The sequence below is a fragment of the Candidatus Baltobacteraceae bacterium genome, from assembly GCA_036489885.1.
Lineage (GTDB): Bacteria > Vulcanimicrobiota > Vulcanimicrobiia > Vulcanimicrobiales > Vulcanimicrobiaceae > JAFAMS01.
The window spans coordinates 1,204,132-1,218,569 of the sequence record DASXEW010000003.1 but is presented as its reverse complement, the minus strand read 5'-3'; the positions used below and the strand labels follow the sequence as shown (position 1 = coordinate 1,218,569).

Here is a 14,438-nt window from a genome sequence, read left to right as displayed (position 1 = left end):
GTCGACTGCCGGTAATGCGATCCGCTAGCCAGGCTTTATGCCAAGCTTCTTCGGAAGCGGCGTCCCGGAGTAGCCCGCCACTACTCGAAGATCTCGAACGGCAAGAAGGCAGAGACCGTGTAGTTCGGCATGTCGACGATCTGGCTGAGATGCAAATCGACGGCAACGCTGCAGATGCAATAGGCTTGATCGCGCGTGTAGACGCGAGCGTCGACGATGTAATCGATCATGGAAAGCAAGGCTTTTCGCGCAGCGAGCTCCATCGTTTCCGCCGATCCGGTCGTCGCGTAGTAGTGCTTGCCGTTGGCGCGCGCCGCGTCGTGCGCATACATCCCCGCGTATGAGGGTTCGGTCTGGTTGCGGCGTGCGGCTTCACCGCTGAGGATTTCGAAGCGTGCATGCAGCGTGGCTGCCATTTCAACCGCCGTACCGCACGACTCGCCGTCACCTTGTGCAAAGTGCGCATCACCGGTCGAAAAGTTTGCGCCATCGACGAACACCGGCAGAAAGAGCGTCGTCCCGGCGACGAGCTGCTTGATGTCGAAATTCCCGCCGTGCTCACGCGGAGGAACGGTGCGCAGCGCCGTGCTCGCGAGCGGTTCCGTTGCAGGAACGGCGCCGCGCTTATCGGGCAGCCCAACGAGGTGGCCTTTCGCGGCAAGCTCGGCTTCGCGCGCGACGATCGTCTTCATCAATTCGTGCGACGGCGCCACACCCATCACGCCCATGAACGCTGCGCCGGGAATCGCGACGCCCGGAATTTGCGGCGAACGCGCGAACGTGCCTTCGATTTCCCAGTGCACGAGATACTTGTAGTTGAAGACGTCGCGCAAGAATCCGAAATCCGGTCCGCGGAAGCTCGTGTAACCGCGCGGTTGCGGCTCGATCTTCTCAATGTGCACCGCAAGCAGATCGCCGGGCTTCGCGCCGTCGATATGCAGCGGACCCGTGAGCGGGTGCGCAACGTTCACCGCGAAGTGCTCGATGTCGGCGCCGGTCATGCCGGGCTTGACTTGACCGTTCAGCGCGTCGCGCGTCTCGATCGCGATGCTGTCGCCCGGCTGCACCGTTGCGATCGCCGGAATATCCGGATGCCAGCGATTGTGGCCTTTGTTCGGTTCTTCTCCGAGCGGTAAGTCGCGGTTGATCGATATGCGCATGGGTCAGGTAAAACGAATATCGAACTTCGGGATCGCGAAGAAATTGTAGCCGCCCTTGTTGAACGGCACGCTCGCCGGCTGCATGTTTCCTTTGCGATCCGTGGTGCGCGTTTCGATGACATAGTCGCCGGGCGCCGGATTGAACGCAAACTCGAAACGCGTCCAACTATAGCGGTTCGGCTGCACGTCGGTGAGGCGTGTCGATTGCCAACTGCCGCCGTTGATGCGGACGTCGACTTGCCGCACGCCTGCGTTCGGCGCCCATGCGTAGCCGCGCAATGTTTGCGGCCCGGCTTTCATCACGGGCCGCTCACCGCGCGCGAGCGGATAGTTTTCGGGGATGTCCGGCGATTTGCGCAGCGTAAGCGGGAGGACGAGTAACGAGCGCCCCATCTGCCACGTGACGGGCTGTCCGAGCAATTGATCCGGCCGGATGAACCGGAATTCATCGTTTGGCGCGGCAACGGGCGGCGGATAATCGGGGCCAATCAGCGTGTGATCCGTCGTATTCAGGCGCACCCAAAAATCGTGCGACGCAATTTTGATCTCAGTGAGCCATTTTGTCGACGCACCACCACACCATCCGGGCACAAACGCGCGCACGGGTGCTCCGTGATCGGCCGGCAACGGCATGCCGTTGAGCTTGAACGCGAGACCGATCTCGTTCGGACGATCGTGCAGCTCGCTTATCGGAATCGGCCTGCCGGTGTCGGATTCTGTATTCGGCGTCTTGCCGTCGACGCCGGACCAAAACAAACACGCTTTGGCATTCGGCTTGAGTCCGACGAGATCGAGAATGTAGCTCATCGGTACGTATTCCCACTCGCCCATTCCGACGCCACCAAGTCCCCAGCCGTTGCCGGTCACCTTGGTGGGATCGCTGAGCATGTCTTCCTGTTCCCAGAACAGCGTGCGACCGTTGCCGGTGCATTGCATCACGGACATCATCGAACGTGACGGCATCTTCAGCAGATCTTCGTACGAGATCGTCATCTCGCGCTCGACGGCGTCGCCGTGAATCTTCAATTTCCAGAAGCGCGGATCGACACGCTTGTCGAGCTCGGGACGCGGCGTTGGAAACGCGTTACGAATATAGAATTCCGAGACCGGAGTGATGTACGTGTCAAGGTTCCAGTACGGAGCGCCTTGATTCGTACTGTTGAGATCGGTCAGTAAGCCGACGTCTTTGACGAACGATGGATGGAACCGGCTCGGTCCGATGCCGCCCATACCGATCGTTAGTTTTTCTTCTAAGGAAAACGCGGGCGCGCCCGTGACCGCGATTGCAGACGCCGTCGCGCCGATAAAAACTCGCCGATTCAACATGCCGCGCACTTCGCGGCGATTGTCGCGGTCCCTCGACTACGCGCCTTCGGCGCTACGCTCGGGATGACAGAGTGGCGCCTTTGAGGATGGCTTGGATCGTTTGCATGTTGCGCGCGTCATCGGCTTCTTCGCCCGGTGTTTCGAGAATCGCCGTCTTCTCACGAACTTCGGGATGCATGAGCAGCGCGCGAAAGCCGTCGAACCCGATGTTTCCTTCGCCGATGTGCCAATGCCGGTCGCGATGACCGCCCAGCGGAATTTGCGTATCGTTGAAGTGGAACATCGGTATCCGGTCCATGCCGATCTCGCTGTCGGCTTGCGCGAAAAACTGGTCGACGCCGTCCTTGGTGTTGATGGCGTAGCCAGCCGCCCAAGAATGCGCCGTATCCAAACAGACTCCGAGCTGCGGATGATCGAGCGTGCGCACGAACTCACCGAGCTCTTCGAGCGTCCCGCCGCAGAGCTGCCCGGCTCCCGCAGAGTTCTCCAGCACGAGCATCACGCCGGGCTTAATGCCGGCAAGCGCTTTCTCGAGCGCTTTGCAGACGCGCATGAATCCGGCTTTGCGGTCGCCCTCGCCGTACGAGCCGAGATGCGTGTTGACGTACGCCACCTCGCCCACAGCCGCGAAGGCCAGATCGTTCTCGAGCAAGCGCAGCGAGTTCTTAGCGGCATTCGCATCTTCGCTTGCGAGATTGATCAGATACGACGTGTGGATGACCGCCGGCGTGAGATCGTTCTCGCGGCGCAGCTCGATGAAGCATTCGAGCGCCGGCGTGTCGATCGGCGCGACGCGGTACGTCTTCGGGTTCCCGCTGAAGAACTGCAGCGCCGTGCAACCGACGCGCTTTGCGTACGCGACCGTCTCGGCGTATCCACGCGAGACGCCGACGTGAAAGCCGAGCCTCAAACCTCGCCGACGTACAGAAACTGCGAGTAGCGAACCTGAAACGGTTTACCGTCCGCCATCTCGCGCATCGTCTTTTCGAGCGCTTCCAGATAGCGGTCGAATTTCGCGCCGTAATGACTCTTGCGCGCGCGTGTGCGCTCGTAGCCGAGCCACTTGTCGATGTCGGTCATGATGACGTACGGAATGACGCGCAGATGACGCTGCTTGAACGGGTGCTGATAGAAAGCACGAAAACCCTTGGCCATGATGTCTTCCGGCGGTTCGACGCCGACCGCGCGCGCCGCATCTTCGCGCAATGTGAGCAGCGTCTCGTCGCTTACCATCTTCTTCACCCAAATCGCGACGCGTCCACCCGCTGCCGTAACGCGCGTCATCTCAGCAAGCGCTTTGGATTGATCCATCCAGTGGATCGCTTGCGCGCAGACGATTGCATCGAAGCTGCGGTCCGGAAACGGAAGTTTTTCTGCGTCGCCCAGAACGAGCCCGGCATCCTTCAAACGAATGCGCGCCTTCTCGAGCATCGCTTCCGAATTATCGAGGCCCGTAATCTTCAGACCGCGTTTTGCCAACGACTCCGACGCAAGGCCTGTGCCGCACGCAATGTCGAGCACGTTGAGCCCGGGCTTGAATCCGTATTCTTCGAGAATGTCGAAAAGCGCACGCGAATACCCGCTGCGGTACACATCGTACTCAGCCGCTAGCTGGTCGAACGGATTGTTGGTTTCGATCATGCGCAGCTATGTTGGCGAAGGTTCGGGACTGCGTATCGGAAGAGAGAGCTCCGGTACCTGGGACCCAAAATCGATCTTCGGTAACTCGTCCAGCGAAAGGAGGCCAAAGGCCTCCAAGAACTCAGGCGTGGTTTTGTAAAGAATCGGGCGACCAGGCACTTCTTTGCGCCCGCTTTCCTCAATGAAGCCGCGTTCAATCAACGTCTGCACAACCGAGTCGGCGCTGACGCCGCGAACCGACTCGATGTCGGCTTTGGTCGTCGGCATGCCTTCGAGGTGTTCGTTGTAGGCAACGATAGCAAGCGACTCGAGCGCCGCAGGCGAGAGCGTCGTTTTCGGCGGCAGCAAATATGTCTCAACGACTTGACGCGTCGAGGGTGCGGTTGCGAAACGATAGCCGCCTGCAATTTTCCGCACGACGATTCCGCGCTCGGCGTAATCGCCTTCGATCTCCGCAAGCGCCGTCGTTACATCCATCTCTTCCGCTTCGCATAAGTGCGCGATCTTCTTGATCGAGAGCGCTTCGGACGCGACGAATAAGAGGGCTTCGATTTGCCGGCGCAGCTCGCCGGTTTCAATGAGTTCAGTTTGCATCTAGGTAACCGCCGGTACGGAAGCGATCGTGAAGAGTCGAATGTCCGCGAAACTTTCGGGCTGGTCGTACCCGAGGCGGCCGCGCCGAATGAGTTCGAGCACAGCCAAGAACGTTACGATGATCCCGGAGCGGTCGAGTTCCGTAACCAGCTTCGAAAACATCGCCGTGCCGTCGCGGCGTATCGTCGCGAGCACGTGTTGCATCTGCTCGGCGACCGTGAAGCGATCGCGCACGATCGTGCGTTTGTCGTCCTTGGCCGAACGCAGCGCCGCCATCAGCGCGAGACCGAGCTTGTCGGGGACGATGGCATAGCGCTGGCGCAGCTCGCTCGTCGAATCGCCACCGTCGCGATAGTAGTGGCCTTGCGCTTCGGCGAGAAAGCGCCGCAGCTCGTCGCCGGCTTCGCGATACTTCGAGTACGTGATGAGCCGCTGACGCAGACGCTCTTCAAGCATCTCGGGTGACTCGTCGCCGTCGGTGACGAATTCTGTCGGGATCGGCGGCAAGAGCGAGCGCGACTTGAGAAAGACGAGCGTCGCGGCGATAACGAGGTACTCGGCGACCAGCTCGATGTCCAGCTCTTCCATCCCCGAGACGTACGCGAAGTACTGATCGGCGACAATTGCCAAAGGAACGGTCGCGATGTCGAGCTCTTGTTCTTTGACGAGCGTCAACAAGAGATCGAGCGGGCCGTCAAAGACGTTTTGGAAGCTGACTACGCAAGCGCGTTCTTGCGCCGGGATAACACTCAACTCGCGGGGCTTTCCCTCGCCGGATTCACGTACTCGACGTCTTCACGGTCGCCGATCGCGTCGGGATGGGCTTCAAGGTATTCCATTCCCAGGTCGATCAGGCGCTTCTCGTTGACGTACTTGAGCGCTTTCTTCGCCGCCCGGACCTCAAACCACGCTGCGTCGTCGACCTCATGGTCGTGATTCATCGTGTCGCCCGAGAGATAGCGCATCAAAAAGAAGTGAACGGACTTCTTGTGCTTGCTGCGGTTCATGTAAAACCAGTACGAGATATCCGAGAGCTTGCCAAGGACCTCGCCCCAGCAGCCGGTCTCTTCACGCACTTCGCGGATGGCGGCTTGCTCGTGCGTCTCGCGCGCTTCGACGTGCCCTTTAGGCAATGACCAAATGCGCGGATGTCCACGACCGATGAGCAATGCATCGATCGTTCCGCCTCTTCGCCGGAGCATCAAACCACCGGCCGAGACCTCATACTTAATGCGCATGATCGGAGTTCTTATTTCCCGTCGAAGGGTGCGAAAGCGGAGCCCTCGCGAGCTCCGCCGGTTGCATCTATTGTAGCAACCGGGACCAAGAAGCAACAGGTCGAGGAGCAACCTTTTTTCAAAATTTCGGTTGCTTGACTTGCTCGCTTGCCTCTCTAAGCTACGCTACCATCGCTCCAACGAAGGTTCGGTTCGCGCGCTGCTTTCGTTTCATCAACGCGGCCAACAACGGTGTGTTGCGGAGCAGCAAGTATTTCTTGCGGATTTGCATGCGCTTGCGCGATGATGTCGCGAAATACGGCGATGAATTCATCCAACGTTTCTTTTGATTCGGTTTCCGTCGGCTCGATCATCAAACACTCGGGAACGAGCAGAGGAAAATAAATCGTCGGCGCCATGTAGCCGCGATCGAGCAATGCTTTTGCGATGTCGAGTGCGCGCACGCCGGTTTCACGCTTGAGCGTCTGCGCGCTGGCGACGAACTCGTGCCTGCACGGCTCATCGTACGGCGTCTCGATCACGTCGCGGATCTTGGCACGAATGTAGTTCGCATTCAGGACGGCCAGCTGCGAGACGCGCGTCAACCCTTCGGCGCCGTTCGCGTTGACGTACGCGAGCGCCCGGACCATGTGCGCGAAGTTCGACCAGAACGAGCGCATCGGACCGATCGTCGACGGCACGTCGAAGTCGAGCGCGAAGACGCCGTCGCGCTCGCGCACGACCGGCGTCGGCAAGAAATCGACGAGGTGCTTGGCGACACCCAGCGGACCCGCACCCGCACCGCCGCCGCCGTGTGGAATCGAGAACGTCTTGTGCAGGTTGAGATGCATGAGATCGAAGCCCATGTCGCCCGGGCGCGCGTTCCCCATCAGCGCATTGGCGTTGGCGCCGTCGTAGTACATGAGGCCGCCCGCAGCGTGCACGATCTCGGCAATCTCTTTGATACGATCTTCGAACAGACCGAGCGTGTTCGGATTCGTCATCATGCACACGGCCGTATCGGATCCGACGACCTTGCGCAACGTTTCCGGATCGACGCGCCCCCGCTTGTCCGATTCGAGCGAGACGACTTTGTAACCGACCATTGCAGCCGAGGCCGGATTCGTGCCGTGCGCGGTGTCGGGGACGATCACCGTCGTGCGTTCGCGCTCGCCACGTTTGCGAAAATAGGCCTTCGAGATCAACAGCGCAGCCAGTTCACCGTGCGCGCCGGCCGCAGGATTGAGCGAGAACGCGGCCATTCCGAATAACGAGCTCAAGCTGCGTTCGAGCTCCCACATGACGGCGAGCGCGCCTTGCGCCAGCTCGTCGGGCGCAAACGGGTGCAGATCGCGCAGACCCGGCAGGTTCGCCATCGCGTCGTTGATGCGCGGGTTGTACTTCATCGTGCACGACCCGAGCGGATAGAAGCCGATGTCGATGCCGAACGTGCGCTGCGAGAGCCGCGTGAAGTGGCGCACGACGTCGAGTTCGGTGTTGTCGGGTAGCGGGAGTTCGCAACGCAAGACTTCGCGGGGCAAGTATGCGTCCGCATTTTCCGCGTGATGCGGAACGTACGGGTTCGCGCGGCCGGATTGGCCTTGCTCGAAGATCAGGGGCGCGTCGAGCGCATCAGCGAGCTGCGGCAAGCTCTTTCTTTCTCAAGGTTGGGACAACGCTGCGCAGACCAGCCTGCAATGCATCGATGTCAGCTTGCGTCGTGAGCTCGGTTGCGGTCGTGAGAATGCAGTCGTCGAGCTCGGGATAGAAGCGTCCGAGATCAAGGCCGCCCAAAACGCGCTTACGCCGTAACGCCTCGAGCGTTTCGGCGGCGCTGCCCGGGACGCGGATGACGAACTCGTTGAACGTCGCACCCGAGAAGCGCGCAGTGACATCGGGTACGTCGAGCATCGCTTTGCGCGTCGCCTGCGCAAGCCGAAGATTCTCGAGTGCGCAGTCTCGCAAACCGGTCGCGCCCATTGCGGCGAGATAGATCGTTGCAATCAGCGCGCAGTGGGCTTGATTCGTGCAAATGTTCGAGGTGGCACGCTCGCGCCGGATGTGCTGTTCGCGCGCCTGCAGCGTCAGCACGTACGCGTTGCGGCCCGCGTTGTCGACCGTGCGGCCGACGAGCCGTCCGGGGATGCGCCGCATGTGTTCTTTTGTACACGCGATGAAGCCGACGTGCGGTCCGCCGTACGCCGCGGCGATGCCGAATGATTGCGCTTCGCCCACGCAGATGTCGGCGCCCCAGTCGCGCGGCGTAGAGAGGACGGCGAGCGAAAGCGGTTCCGCGACGACGCCGATCTTGACCGCATCCGCAGTATTCTTCGGGAACGTATCGATCGCGCCGAAGAAGTTGGGCGACTGCACGATAACGGCGGCATATTTGCCGCCGGCTAGCTTGTCGTTCAGATTCGTGAAATCGGTCGTTCCGCTCGGAAGATACTCGAGCTCGTCGATTTCGACTTCAAGGCCATCGCAATACGTCCCCAGCACGGCACGATAATTCGGGTGAACGGCTTTGGAAACGAGCAACGCTTGCCGGCCCGTTGCATTGACGGCCATGATCGCGCCTTCCGCAAGCGCGGTAGCGCCGTCGTAGACCGATGCGTTCGCCAGATCCATTCCGGTCAGCAGACAGATATAGGTCTGCCACTCGTAGATGGCTTGCAAGTAGCCTTGCGAGACTTCGGCTTGGTACGGCGTATACGCGGTCAGAAACTCGCCGCGCATCGCGAGCGCCCCGATGACGGGCGGCACATAATGACGGTAGACGCCGGCTCCGAGGAAGCTCGCATAGTTCGGCGCGTCGTTGCGTGCTGCAAGCGCCGTGAATTTGCATGCAATCTCGCTCTCGGAAAGCGCCGGCGAGAGCTCGAGTTTCGCGCGAAGCGCGACGTCGTCGGGGACTTTTACCAGCTCCGCGAGATCTTTTGCGCCGACCGCCTCGAGCATCGCTCGTATATCCGAAGGCGTGTGCGGGGTGTAGCTCACGTTACCGCAATTTCGGGGGTCTAGTAGGCTATTACTGCTCCGTTGAGATCGAAGCTGCTGGCTGCCTCGTTCAAGGATGCGCTTGCGCTGCTCGCACTTCCCGGTAAGGCAAAATACACATATGCGCCGAGCAACACGTTGTAGCTTTGCGACGATCCTGACGTAAGCGACGCGAGCGGTGCGGGGCCGGTGAGCGCGTAGACGTTGCCGAGCTGATCGGTGTACGTCGCGTGTAGGTTGAGGCTGGCGAATTGATACGGGGCGACGGCCGCCGGCGTATTGCTCGAACCGACCGCGAGCGCAAAATCGTGAAGCAGTTGCTGCGGATTCGCTCCGGTCACGGAACCAAGCTCGCCCCAGCTCGTCGACGACCCGGCCTCCATCGCGTGCACGTATGCATCGCCGCCGAATCGATCGTAGAGATAACGCTCAAAAAGCCATGCAGGGCCGTAACAGATCGAACAGTTGAAAAGCGTATTGCCCGGGGATTGCAAGCCGGCGAATCCCGCGACGCTGTAGTTCTGCGTCGCGGCAAGATAGGCGGACGAGCGATACAGGTTCTCGCCGTCGAGCGGCTCGACGCCGCTGGTGGCCGCGGCGATCGCGAAATCTTGCGCCATCATCGAAAGACCTTCGTTGAGGAGCGCATCCTCATACGCGGGCGTCGACTGCAAGATCGCGTGGTGAACGATGTTGATGAGATGCTGGTACTCGTGCGCGGGGTGAACGATCGAATCTTCATCGAGCACGTAGTTCATACCACGCGAGTCGCCATAGTATGCGAGAACGATCGTCGGCGATTCATTCGAATGATATGTGCCGTTGTTGGCTTGCGTGCAGCGGATGACATCTTCGGGCAGCAGGCTGTCGGCGTCCATGTAGCCGCCGACGCTGATCTCGCTGGGATCGACATACACGAAGTTGACGTGTGGATCGGTCGGGACGATGAACTCGGGCGAGCTTCCGCCATTGCGATTGCCGTTTGCGTCGCAGGTTCCGTATTGTTTGCTGAGCGACGCGGCACTGCCGTCCCAGGTCGACGTGCCGAAGTGGGCGTTGTCGCTCGCCATCGCGTTCTCGATGTTCGAGGCGATCGTGCTGAGCGCGGACGTATTCGTTAGCAGATCGAGCGAGTTCTGAACCCAGACGCTGGCGTGCGCGGTCTGAATCGCGAGCGTTGCGGGGACTTGTTCGAACGTCGTTCCAGCCACGCCGGGCACAAAGTTCTGCACCCAGATCTGCGTTTGCGAGCCGACGGCCGTCGGTAGGCTCTGCACGCTGCGGCGCGCGCCGCTGGTTGCCGACGTCTCGCTGCGTTGCAGCGTCGCAAGCACCGCACGCAGCATATCCGAATTGCTCGGCCCATCTTGCCACACTTGTGTCGTTGCCGCCACTTGTGTCATCCTGAGCGTAGCGCTCGAAGAGCGCGTAGTCGAAGGACCGCGATGATGTCCAACGCTCGCGGTCGTCGCCGTCGAATTCAATCCGACTGTAATCGACACGGGCGCGACGTTCGAGTTTATGCCGCCGACGATGAGCGCATCGGAGATGCCGGCAATCATTCCACCGTTCGGATCGGCGGGAATGTTGAGCGTTACGCTTGTTGTGCTCGGTGCTGTTGTAGCAAGCGGACCAGCGGCTGGTAGCACGCTTCCCGCGCCTGCACCACCACCGCCTCCGCAGCCGGAAAATAAAAGAGAAGCAGCCGCCATAATAAGCGCGCGTCGCACGCTCGTAGGTTAGGAACACGAGCCACTGCCTCCCGGTAGTTCCGGCAAGCGGACGTAAAGTGTTTGTTGACGAAGCGCTCGCACCGCTAACCAGTCGAGGGGCGATAGTGCCGTTTGAGAGAGGAGTCCCCATGGCTACGAAACGGGCTTCATTTATCGCGGGCGGTGCAGCCGCCGCGAGCGCCTTTTCGGTCCCCGCCAGGATTCGCGCGCAAAGCGCGACGGTGAAAATCGGCTATATCGATTCGTTCAGCGGTCCGCTCGCGGATATCGGGCAACACCAGCGCAAAGGCATTCAGGTAGCAGTCGACGAGCTCAACCGGCGTGGTGGCGTTCATTACGAGCTTGTGCCAGCCGACGACGCCTCAAAGCCCGCAACGGGCGTCAACGAAGCGCGACGGTTGTTCACCCAAGAGAACATCGACGTTCTCATGACCGGAACGTCTTCAGCCGTGACGCTCGCAATCGGACCGCTTGCAGAACAAGCCGGTATCTTCACACTCGCGATCGGGCCTCAAGATACGAGCATCACCGGTGAAAAGGCGCAGCGCGTTCTCTATCGCTTCGCCCCGAACGTCGAGATGCAGGTGCGCGCCGTTGCAAACCGATTGCTGGCACAGGGCAAGAAATGGTACTTCGTCGTCAACGATTTCGCATACGGCAAAGATTGCTACGCACGTTTGTCGGCACGGCTCAAGGCCGCGGGCGGCACTGAGGTCGGCTCGGATCTTCTTCCGCTCGGTACGAACGACTACTCGGCAACGCTTACGAAAGTACGCAACTCCGACGCTGACGTGCTTGCACTCTGCCTGGGTGGCTTCGACGGCGCAAAGACGTGCAAGCAATTCGTCGATTTCGGCCTGCACAAGAAAATGAAACTGGGCGGCGTCACCGGATCGATGGAAGATTATTACTGGAAGGCCGTCCCCATCGACGAACTAGCCGGCTCGTCGTTCGCGGTCAATTGGGCGCCCTCGGTTTCCGACTCGGCACGCGCCATCGCTGCGAAATTAAAAGCGGCGACCGGTGACTCTCCCTCGTCGCGCTATTACTTCCCGTACGTATGCATGATGCAGCTTGCGGAACGGATGCACGCGGCCGGTTCGACCAAAGCCGATGCGCTCGTGGCTGCCTTTGCCGATCATCGCTTCAACGCATATCGCTCCGGGACGGCTTGGTGGCGCGCTTGCGATCACCAATGCGTGCAGGATATGTATACCGGTGTCGTGCTCGGCAGTAAAGCGCGCGAAAAAGCCGACTTCATGTTCGAGATCGTGGCAACGGTCCACGGCCTCGACGCAGCCGGCGCGTGCGATGCCTCCGATTCTGCTGCAGCAACCGCGGCCTTCAATTCACAGCAGATCCCGAACCGCGACGGCTACACGCCCAAGAAAGTCTAGGCTTCCGTGAGCTTGTCGTAGTCGGCGGCTGACATCAACGCCGACTTTGTCGACGGATCGGAGACTTTCAATTTAAAAAGCCACCCGCCGGCGAACGGCTCGCGATTGACGAGCGCGGGATCACTCTCGATTGCGGCATTCACTTCGGTGACTTCGCCGCCGATCGGCGTGAACAGATCGGAGACCGCCTTCACCGATTCAACCACGCCGATGTTGCCGAACTGTTCGACTTGCGCGCCGACCTTCGGGAGCTCGACGTAAACGATGTCGCCGAGCGAGCTCTGCGCGTAGTCGGTGATGCCGATGGTAGCGACGCCGCCGTCGAGCTTGAGCCACTCGTGTTCCTTGCTGTACAGAAAATCCGCGGGACTCGCCACTTTCTCTCCTATTTCGAACGTTTGTAAAAGGGAAGTTTGACGACGGTTGCGGGCCAGCGCCGGTCGCGAATCTCGATCTCGAGCTGGGAGCCGGGTTTTGCGACGGATACGTCGACGAGCGCCGTGCCGATGCCGACCGCACCGCTGCGCACCTCGCCGACATCGATATTGTTTGCTAAGACGCGGTACCCCATGCGCGGCTGCGGCGCACGGCCCTCGAGCGTAAAACCGACGATGCGCGGATAGTCGTCCGCAACGCGCTGGGCTTCGAGCGCCACCTTGCCTTCGAACGACGGCTTGCCGAATTTCACTGCCCACGAAAGGCCGGCTTGCAAGGGGGTAATGTCTTCTTCGAGCTCGTGACCGTAGAGCGGCATCCCGGCTTCGAGCCGCAGCACGTCGCGCGCTCCGAGTCCGCAGGGCTCGAGGCCATGCGTTACGCCGGCTTCCAAAAGCGCATCCCACAACGCGACGGCGTCGTCGTTCGGAACGAACATCTCGAAACCGTCTTCGCCGGTATATCCGGTGCGTGCCATCAGCGCCGGTATTCCCGCAACGACCGTTCGCGCGCAAACGTAATACCGCATCGCGACGATGCTTTCGCGATCCGCGGGCGAGACGAGACGCTCAACGATCTCGGCGGAGCGCGGGCCTTGAATCGCGATCAGCGCGTGCGTTCCATGATTATTTTCGAGCCTGATGCCGTTGCGACGGCGGGCTTGCAAGATTCCCCACATCTTGCGCGCGTTGCCGGCGTTGACGACCAGCAGCCACTCGTCATCTTCTTGACGGTAGAAGATAACGTCGTCGTGCACGCCGCCGCTCTCGCTGCAGAAGAGATTGTAGCGAGCCTGCCAAGGCCGCATGTTCGCGACATCATTGACGGTGAGCTGATCCGCCCATTCGCCGATCTCCGCACCTCGCAAGACGTACTGGCCCATGTGCGAGAGATCGAACAGGCCCGCGCGATGCCGCACGGCATCGTGTTCGCGCAGCACGCCCGCATACTGCACCGGCATTTCGAAACCGCCGAATCCGACCATCCGCGCTTGAAGCGCTACATGAGCATCGTACAGCGGCGTCCGCCGCAGGTTGATCGTCGCCACTAAAAGACGTCGCCTTCTTCCGCGAGTGCACGCCGAACGAAGATCGGCAACGAGAAGAGTCGCCGGTGCGTCTCCGCATCGTAGAACGTGTTGTAGCCCGCGAGCTTGGCGACGTACGCGTCGATGAGTCCCGAATCGAGCCTGGCAAGGTCGACCTCGTCGCTGCACGCCAGAAATGCCCACTCGGTGTCAAAGGCCGGAACGTGCGTCGAGAACGAGCGAACGTGCTTGAAGAACTTGCGTAGCGTTCGCGCCATCTTGGCGTGAAGCGCAATGTTGTGGAAGGCTGCGGTGCTGGCTTGCAGCACGTAGACACCGCCGTCGACCAGACGCGCCTTGATGTCACGAAACACGTTGGCGTTAAAGAGCGGATTCGAAGGCGAGTCGGGCAGAGGCTCCGTCAGATCGGAGATGACGACGCCGAACTTCTCCTTACTCTCGCGCAAGAATTTGAGCGCATCGCCGATGATCACGTTCGAGCGCTTATCGTTCCACGCATCCGCGCCCCATTCGGCGAGATACCGTTTGGAGAGATCGACGACCTCGCCGTCGATGTCGACCATGGTGCACGTCTGCACCTCGGAGCAGCGCAGCACTTCGCGCAGCGTCGCGCCTTCGCCGCCACCGAGAATCAGGACCCGGCTACGATCCTGTGCTGCTGCAAGCGCAGGGTGGACGAGCGTCTCGTGATAGATCCGCTCGTCGCCCTGTGAGCTTTGCGTGTCGCCGTCGAGGATGAGCATCTTACCGAACGTTGCACTGCGCACGACAGCGACCGATTGGAACTTGGTGCGACCGGAATAATACGTCTCTTCGAGGGCGTGATGATGCATCTCCGTCGGAGAGAATTCCTCGACGTACCACTGCCAGTGTTCGGTTTTCGGCATGCG

The 14,438-nt window shown here is 60.6% G+C and carries 14 protein-coding genes; 1 reads left to right on the top strand and 13 read right to left on the bottom strand.

Annotated features, from left to right (window positions below; translation table 11 throughout):
- Positions 1-80: 80 nt before the first annotated feature.
- The 10 genes from VGG22_11895 to VGG22_11850 all read right to left on the bottom strand — a co-directional run bounded on the left by VGG22_11895 (position 81) and on the right by VGG22_11850 (position 10,647).
- A complete protein-coding gene (locus VGG22_11895) occupies positions 81-1,160 on the bottom strand; it encodes an acetamidase/formamidase family protein (protein ID HEY1729069.1) in 1,080 nt (359 codons plus the stop codon).
- Between the two features lie 3 nt (positions 1,161-1,163).
- Positions 1,164-2,486, bottom strand: a complete 1,323-nt coding sequence (locus VGG22_11890) for a molybdopterin-dependent oxidoreductase (GenBank protein HEY1729068.1) — start codon at positions 2,484-2,486, stop codon at positions 1,164-1,166.
- Positions 2,487-2,538: 52 nt separating this feature from the next.
- Positions 2,539-3,396, bottom strand: coding sequence for a deoxyribonuclease IV (locus VGG22_11885; protein HEY1729067.1), 858 nt, complete (start codon positions 3,394-3,396; stop codon positions 2,539-2,541).
- Entirely contained in the window at positions 3,393-4,127 is a 735-nt protein-coding gene (locus tag VGG22_11880; protein ID HEY1729066.1) for a class I SAM-dependent methyltransferase, read from the bottom strand. The genes VGG22_11885 and VGG22_11880 overlap by 4 nt, the downstream gene beginning before the upstream one ends.
- Positions 4,128-4,133: 6 nt before the next feature.
- Positions 4,134-4,721 carry an SMC-Scp complex subunit ScpB gene (scpB, locus tag VGG22_11875; protein ID HEY1729065.1) on the bottom strand — a complete coding sequence of 196 codons (588 nt, stop codon included), beginning with the start codon at positions 4,719-4,721 and terminating at the stop codon, positions 4,134-4,136.
- On the bottom strand, positions 4,722-5,474 hold the full coding sequence (locus VGG22_11870) for a segregation/condensation protein A (GenBank protein ID HEY1729064.1): 753 nt from the start codon (positions 5,472-5,474) through the stop codon (positions 4,722-4,724).
- Entirely contained in the window at positions 5,471-5,959 is a 489-nt protein-coding gene (locus VGG22_11865) for an NUDIX hydrolase (protein HEY1729063.1), read from the bottom strand. The genes VGG22_11870 and VGG22_11865 overlap by 4 nt, the downstream gene beginning before the upstream one ends.
- A gap of 155 nt (positions 5,960-6,114) precedes the next feature.
- Positions 6,115-7,587, bottom strand: a complete 1,473-nt coding sequence (gene gcvPB / locus VGG22_11860) for an aminomethyl-transferring glycine dehydrogenase subunit GcvPB (GenBank protein ID HEY1729062.1) — start codon at positions 7,585-7,587, stop codon at positions 6,115-6,117.
- Entirely contained in the window at positions 7,571-8,935 is a 1,365-nt protein-coding gene (gcvPA, locus tag VGG22_11855) for an aminomethyl-transferring glycine dehydrogenase subunit GcvPA (protein HEY1729061.1), read from the bottom strand. Before gcvPA ends, gcvPB begins: the two co-directional genes overlap by 17 nt.
- A 20-nt stretch (positions 8,936-8,955) precedes the next feature.
- The gene (locus tag VGG22_11850; protein HEY1729060.1) at positions 8,956-10,647 is read right to left on the bottom strand and encodes a hypothetical protein; all 1,692 of its coding nucleotides are present in this window, start codon (positions 10,645-10,647) and stop codon (positions 8,956-8,958) included.
- Between the two features lie 149 nt (positions 10,648-10,796).
- Between VGG22_11850 and VGG22_11845 the strand changes: the two genes are divergently transcribed.
- Entirely contained in the window at positions 10,797-12,065 is a 1,269-nt protein-coding gene (locus VGG22_11845; GenBank protein HEY1729059.1) for an ABC transporter substrate-binding protein, read from the top strand.
- On the opposite strand, the gene gcvH is transcribed toward VGG22_11845, so the two are convergent.
- The 3 genes from gcvH to VGG22_11830 are packed head-to-tail and all read right to left on the bottom strand — an operon-like array spanning position 12,062 to position 14,435.
- The gene (gene gcvH, locus VGG22_11840) at positions 12,062-12,442 is read right to left on the bottom strand and encodes a glycine cleavage system protein GcvH (GenBank protein HEY1729058.1); all 381 of its coding nucleotides are present in this window, start codon (positions 12,440-12,442) and stop codon (positions 12,062-12,064) included. The two genes, VGG22_11845 and gcvH, sit on opposite strands and share 4 nt — an antisense overlap.
- Before the next feature lie 8 nt (positions 12,443-12,450).
- Positions 12,451-13,548, bottom strand: a complete 1,098-nt coding sequence (gcvT, locus tag VGG22_11835; protein ID HEY1729057.1) for a glycine cleavage system aminomethyltransferase GcvT — start codon at positions 13,546-13,548, stop codon at positions 12,451-12,453.
- The gene (locus tag VGG22_11830) at positions 13,548-14,435 is read right to left on the bottom strand and encodes a hypothetical protein (GenBank protein HEY1729056.1); all 888 of its coding nucleotides are present in this window, start codon (positions 14,433-14,435) and stop codon (positions 13,548-13,550) included. The genes gcvT and VGG22_11830 overlap by 1 nt, the downstream gene beginning before the upstream one ends.
- Between the last annotated feature and the right edge of the window lie 3 nt (positions 14,436-14,438).

What these genes read in the sequence shown, in the direction of transcription:
- VGG22_11880 (HEY1729066.1), bottom strand. Translation starts at nt 4,127, where the DNA reads ATGATCGAAACCAACAATCCGTTCGACCAGCTAGCGGCTGAGTACGAT.
- VGG22_11850 (HEY1729060.1), bottom strand. Translation starts at nt 10,647, where the DNA reads ATGGCGGCTGCTTCTCTTTTATTTTCCGGCTGCGGAGGCGGTGGTGGT.
- VGG22_11890 (HEY1729068.1), bottom strand. Translation starts at nt 2,486, where the DNA reads ATGTTGAATCGGCGAGTTTTTATCGGCGCGACGGCGTCTGCAATCGCG.
- VGG22_11895 (HEY1729069.1), bottom strand. Translation starts at nt 1,160, where the DNA reads ATGCGCATATCGATCAACCGCGACTTACCGCTCGGAGAAGAACCGAAC.
- VGG22_11830 (HEY1729056.1), bottom strand. Translation starts at nt 14,435, where the DNA reads ATGCCGAAAACCGAACACTGGCAGTGGTACGTCGAGGAATTCTCTCCG.
- VGG22_11845 (HEY1729059.1), top strand. Translation starts at nt 10,797, where the DNA reads ATGGCTACGAAACGGGCTTCATTTATCGCGGGCGGTGCAGCCGCCGCG.
- VGG22_11865 (HEY1729063.1), bottom strand. Translation starts at nt 5,959, where the DNA reads ATGCGCATTAAGTATGAGGTCTCGGCCGGTGGTTTGATGCTCCGGCGA.
- scpB (HEY1729065.1), bottom strand. Translation starts at nt 4,721, where the DNA reads ATGCAAACTGAACTCATTGAAACCGGCGAGCTGCGCCGGCAAATCGAA.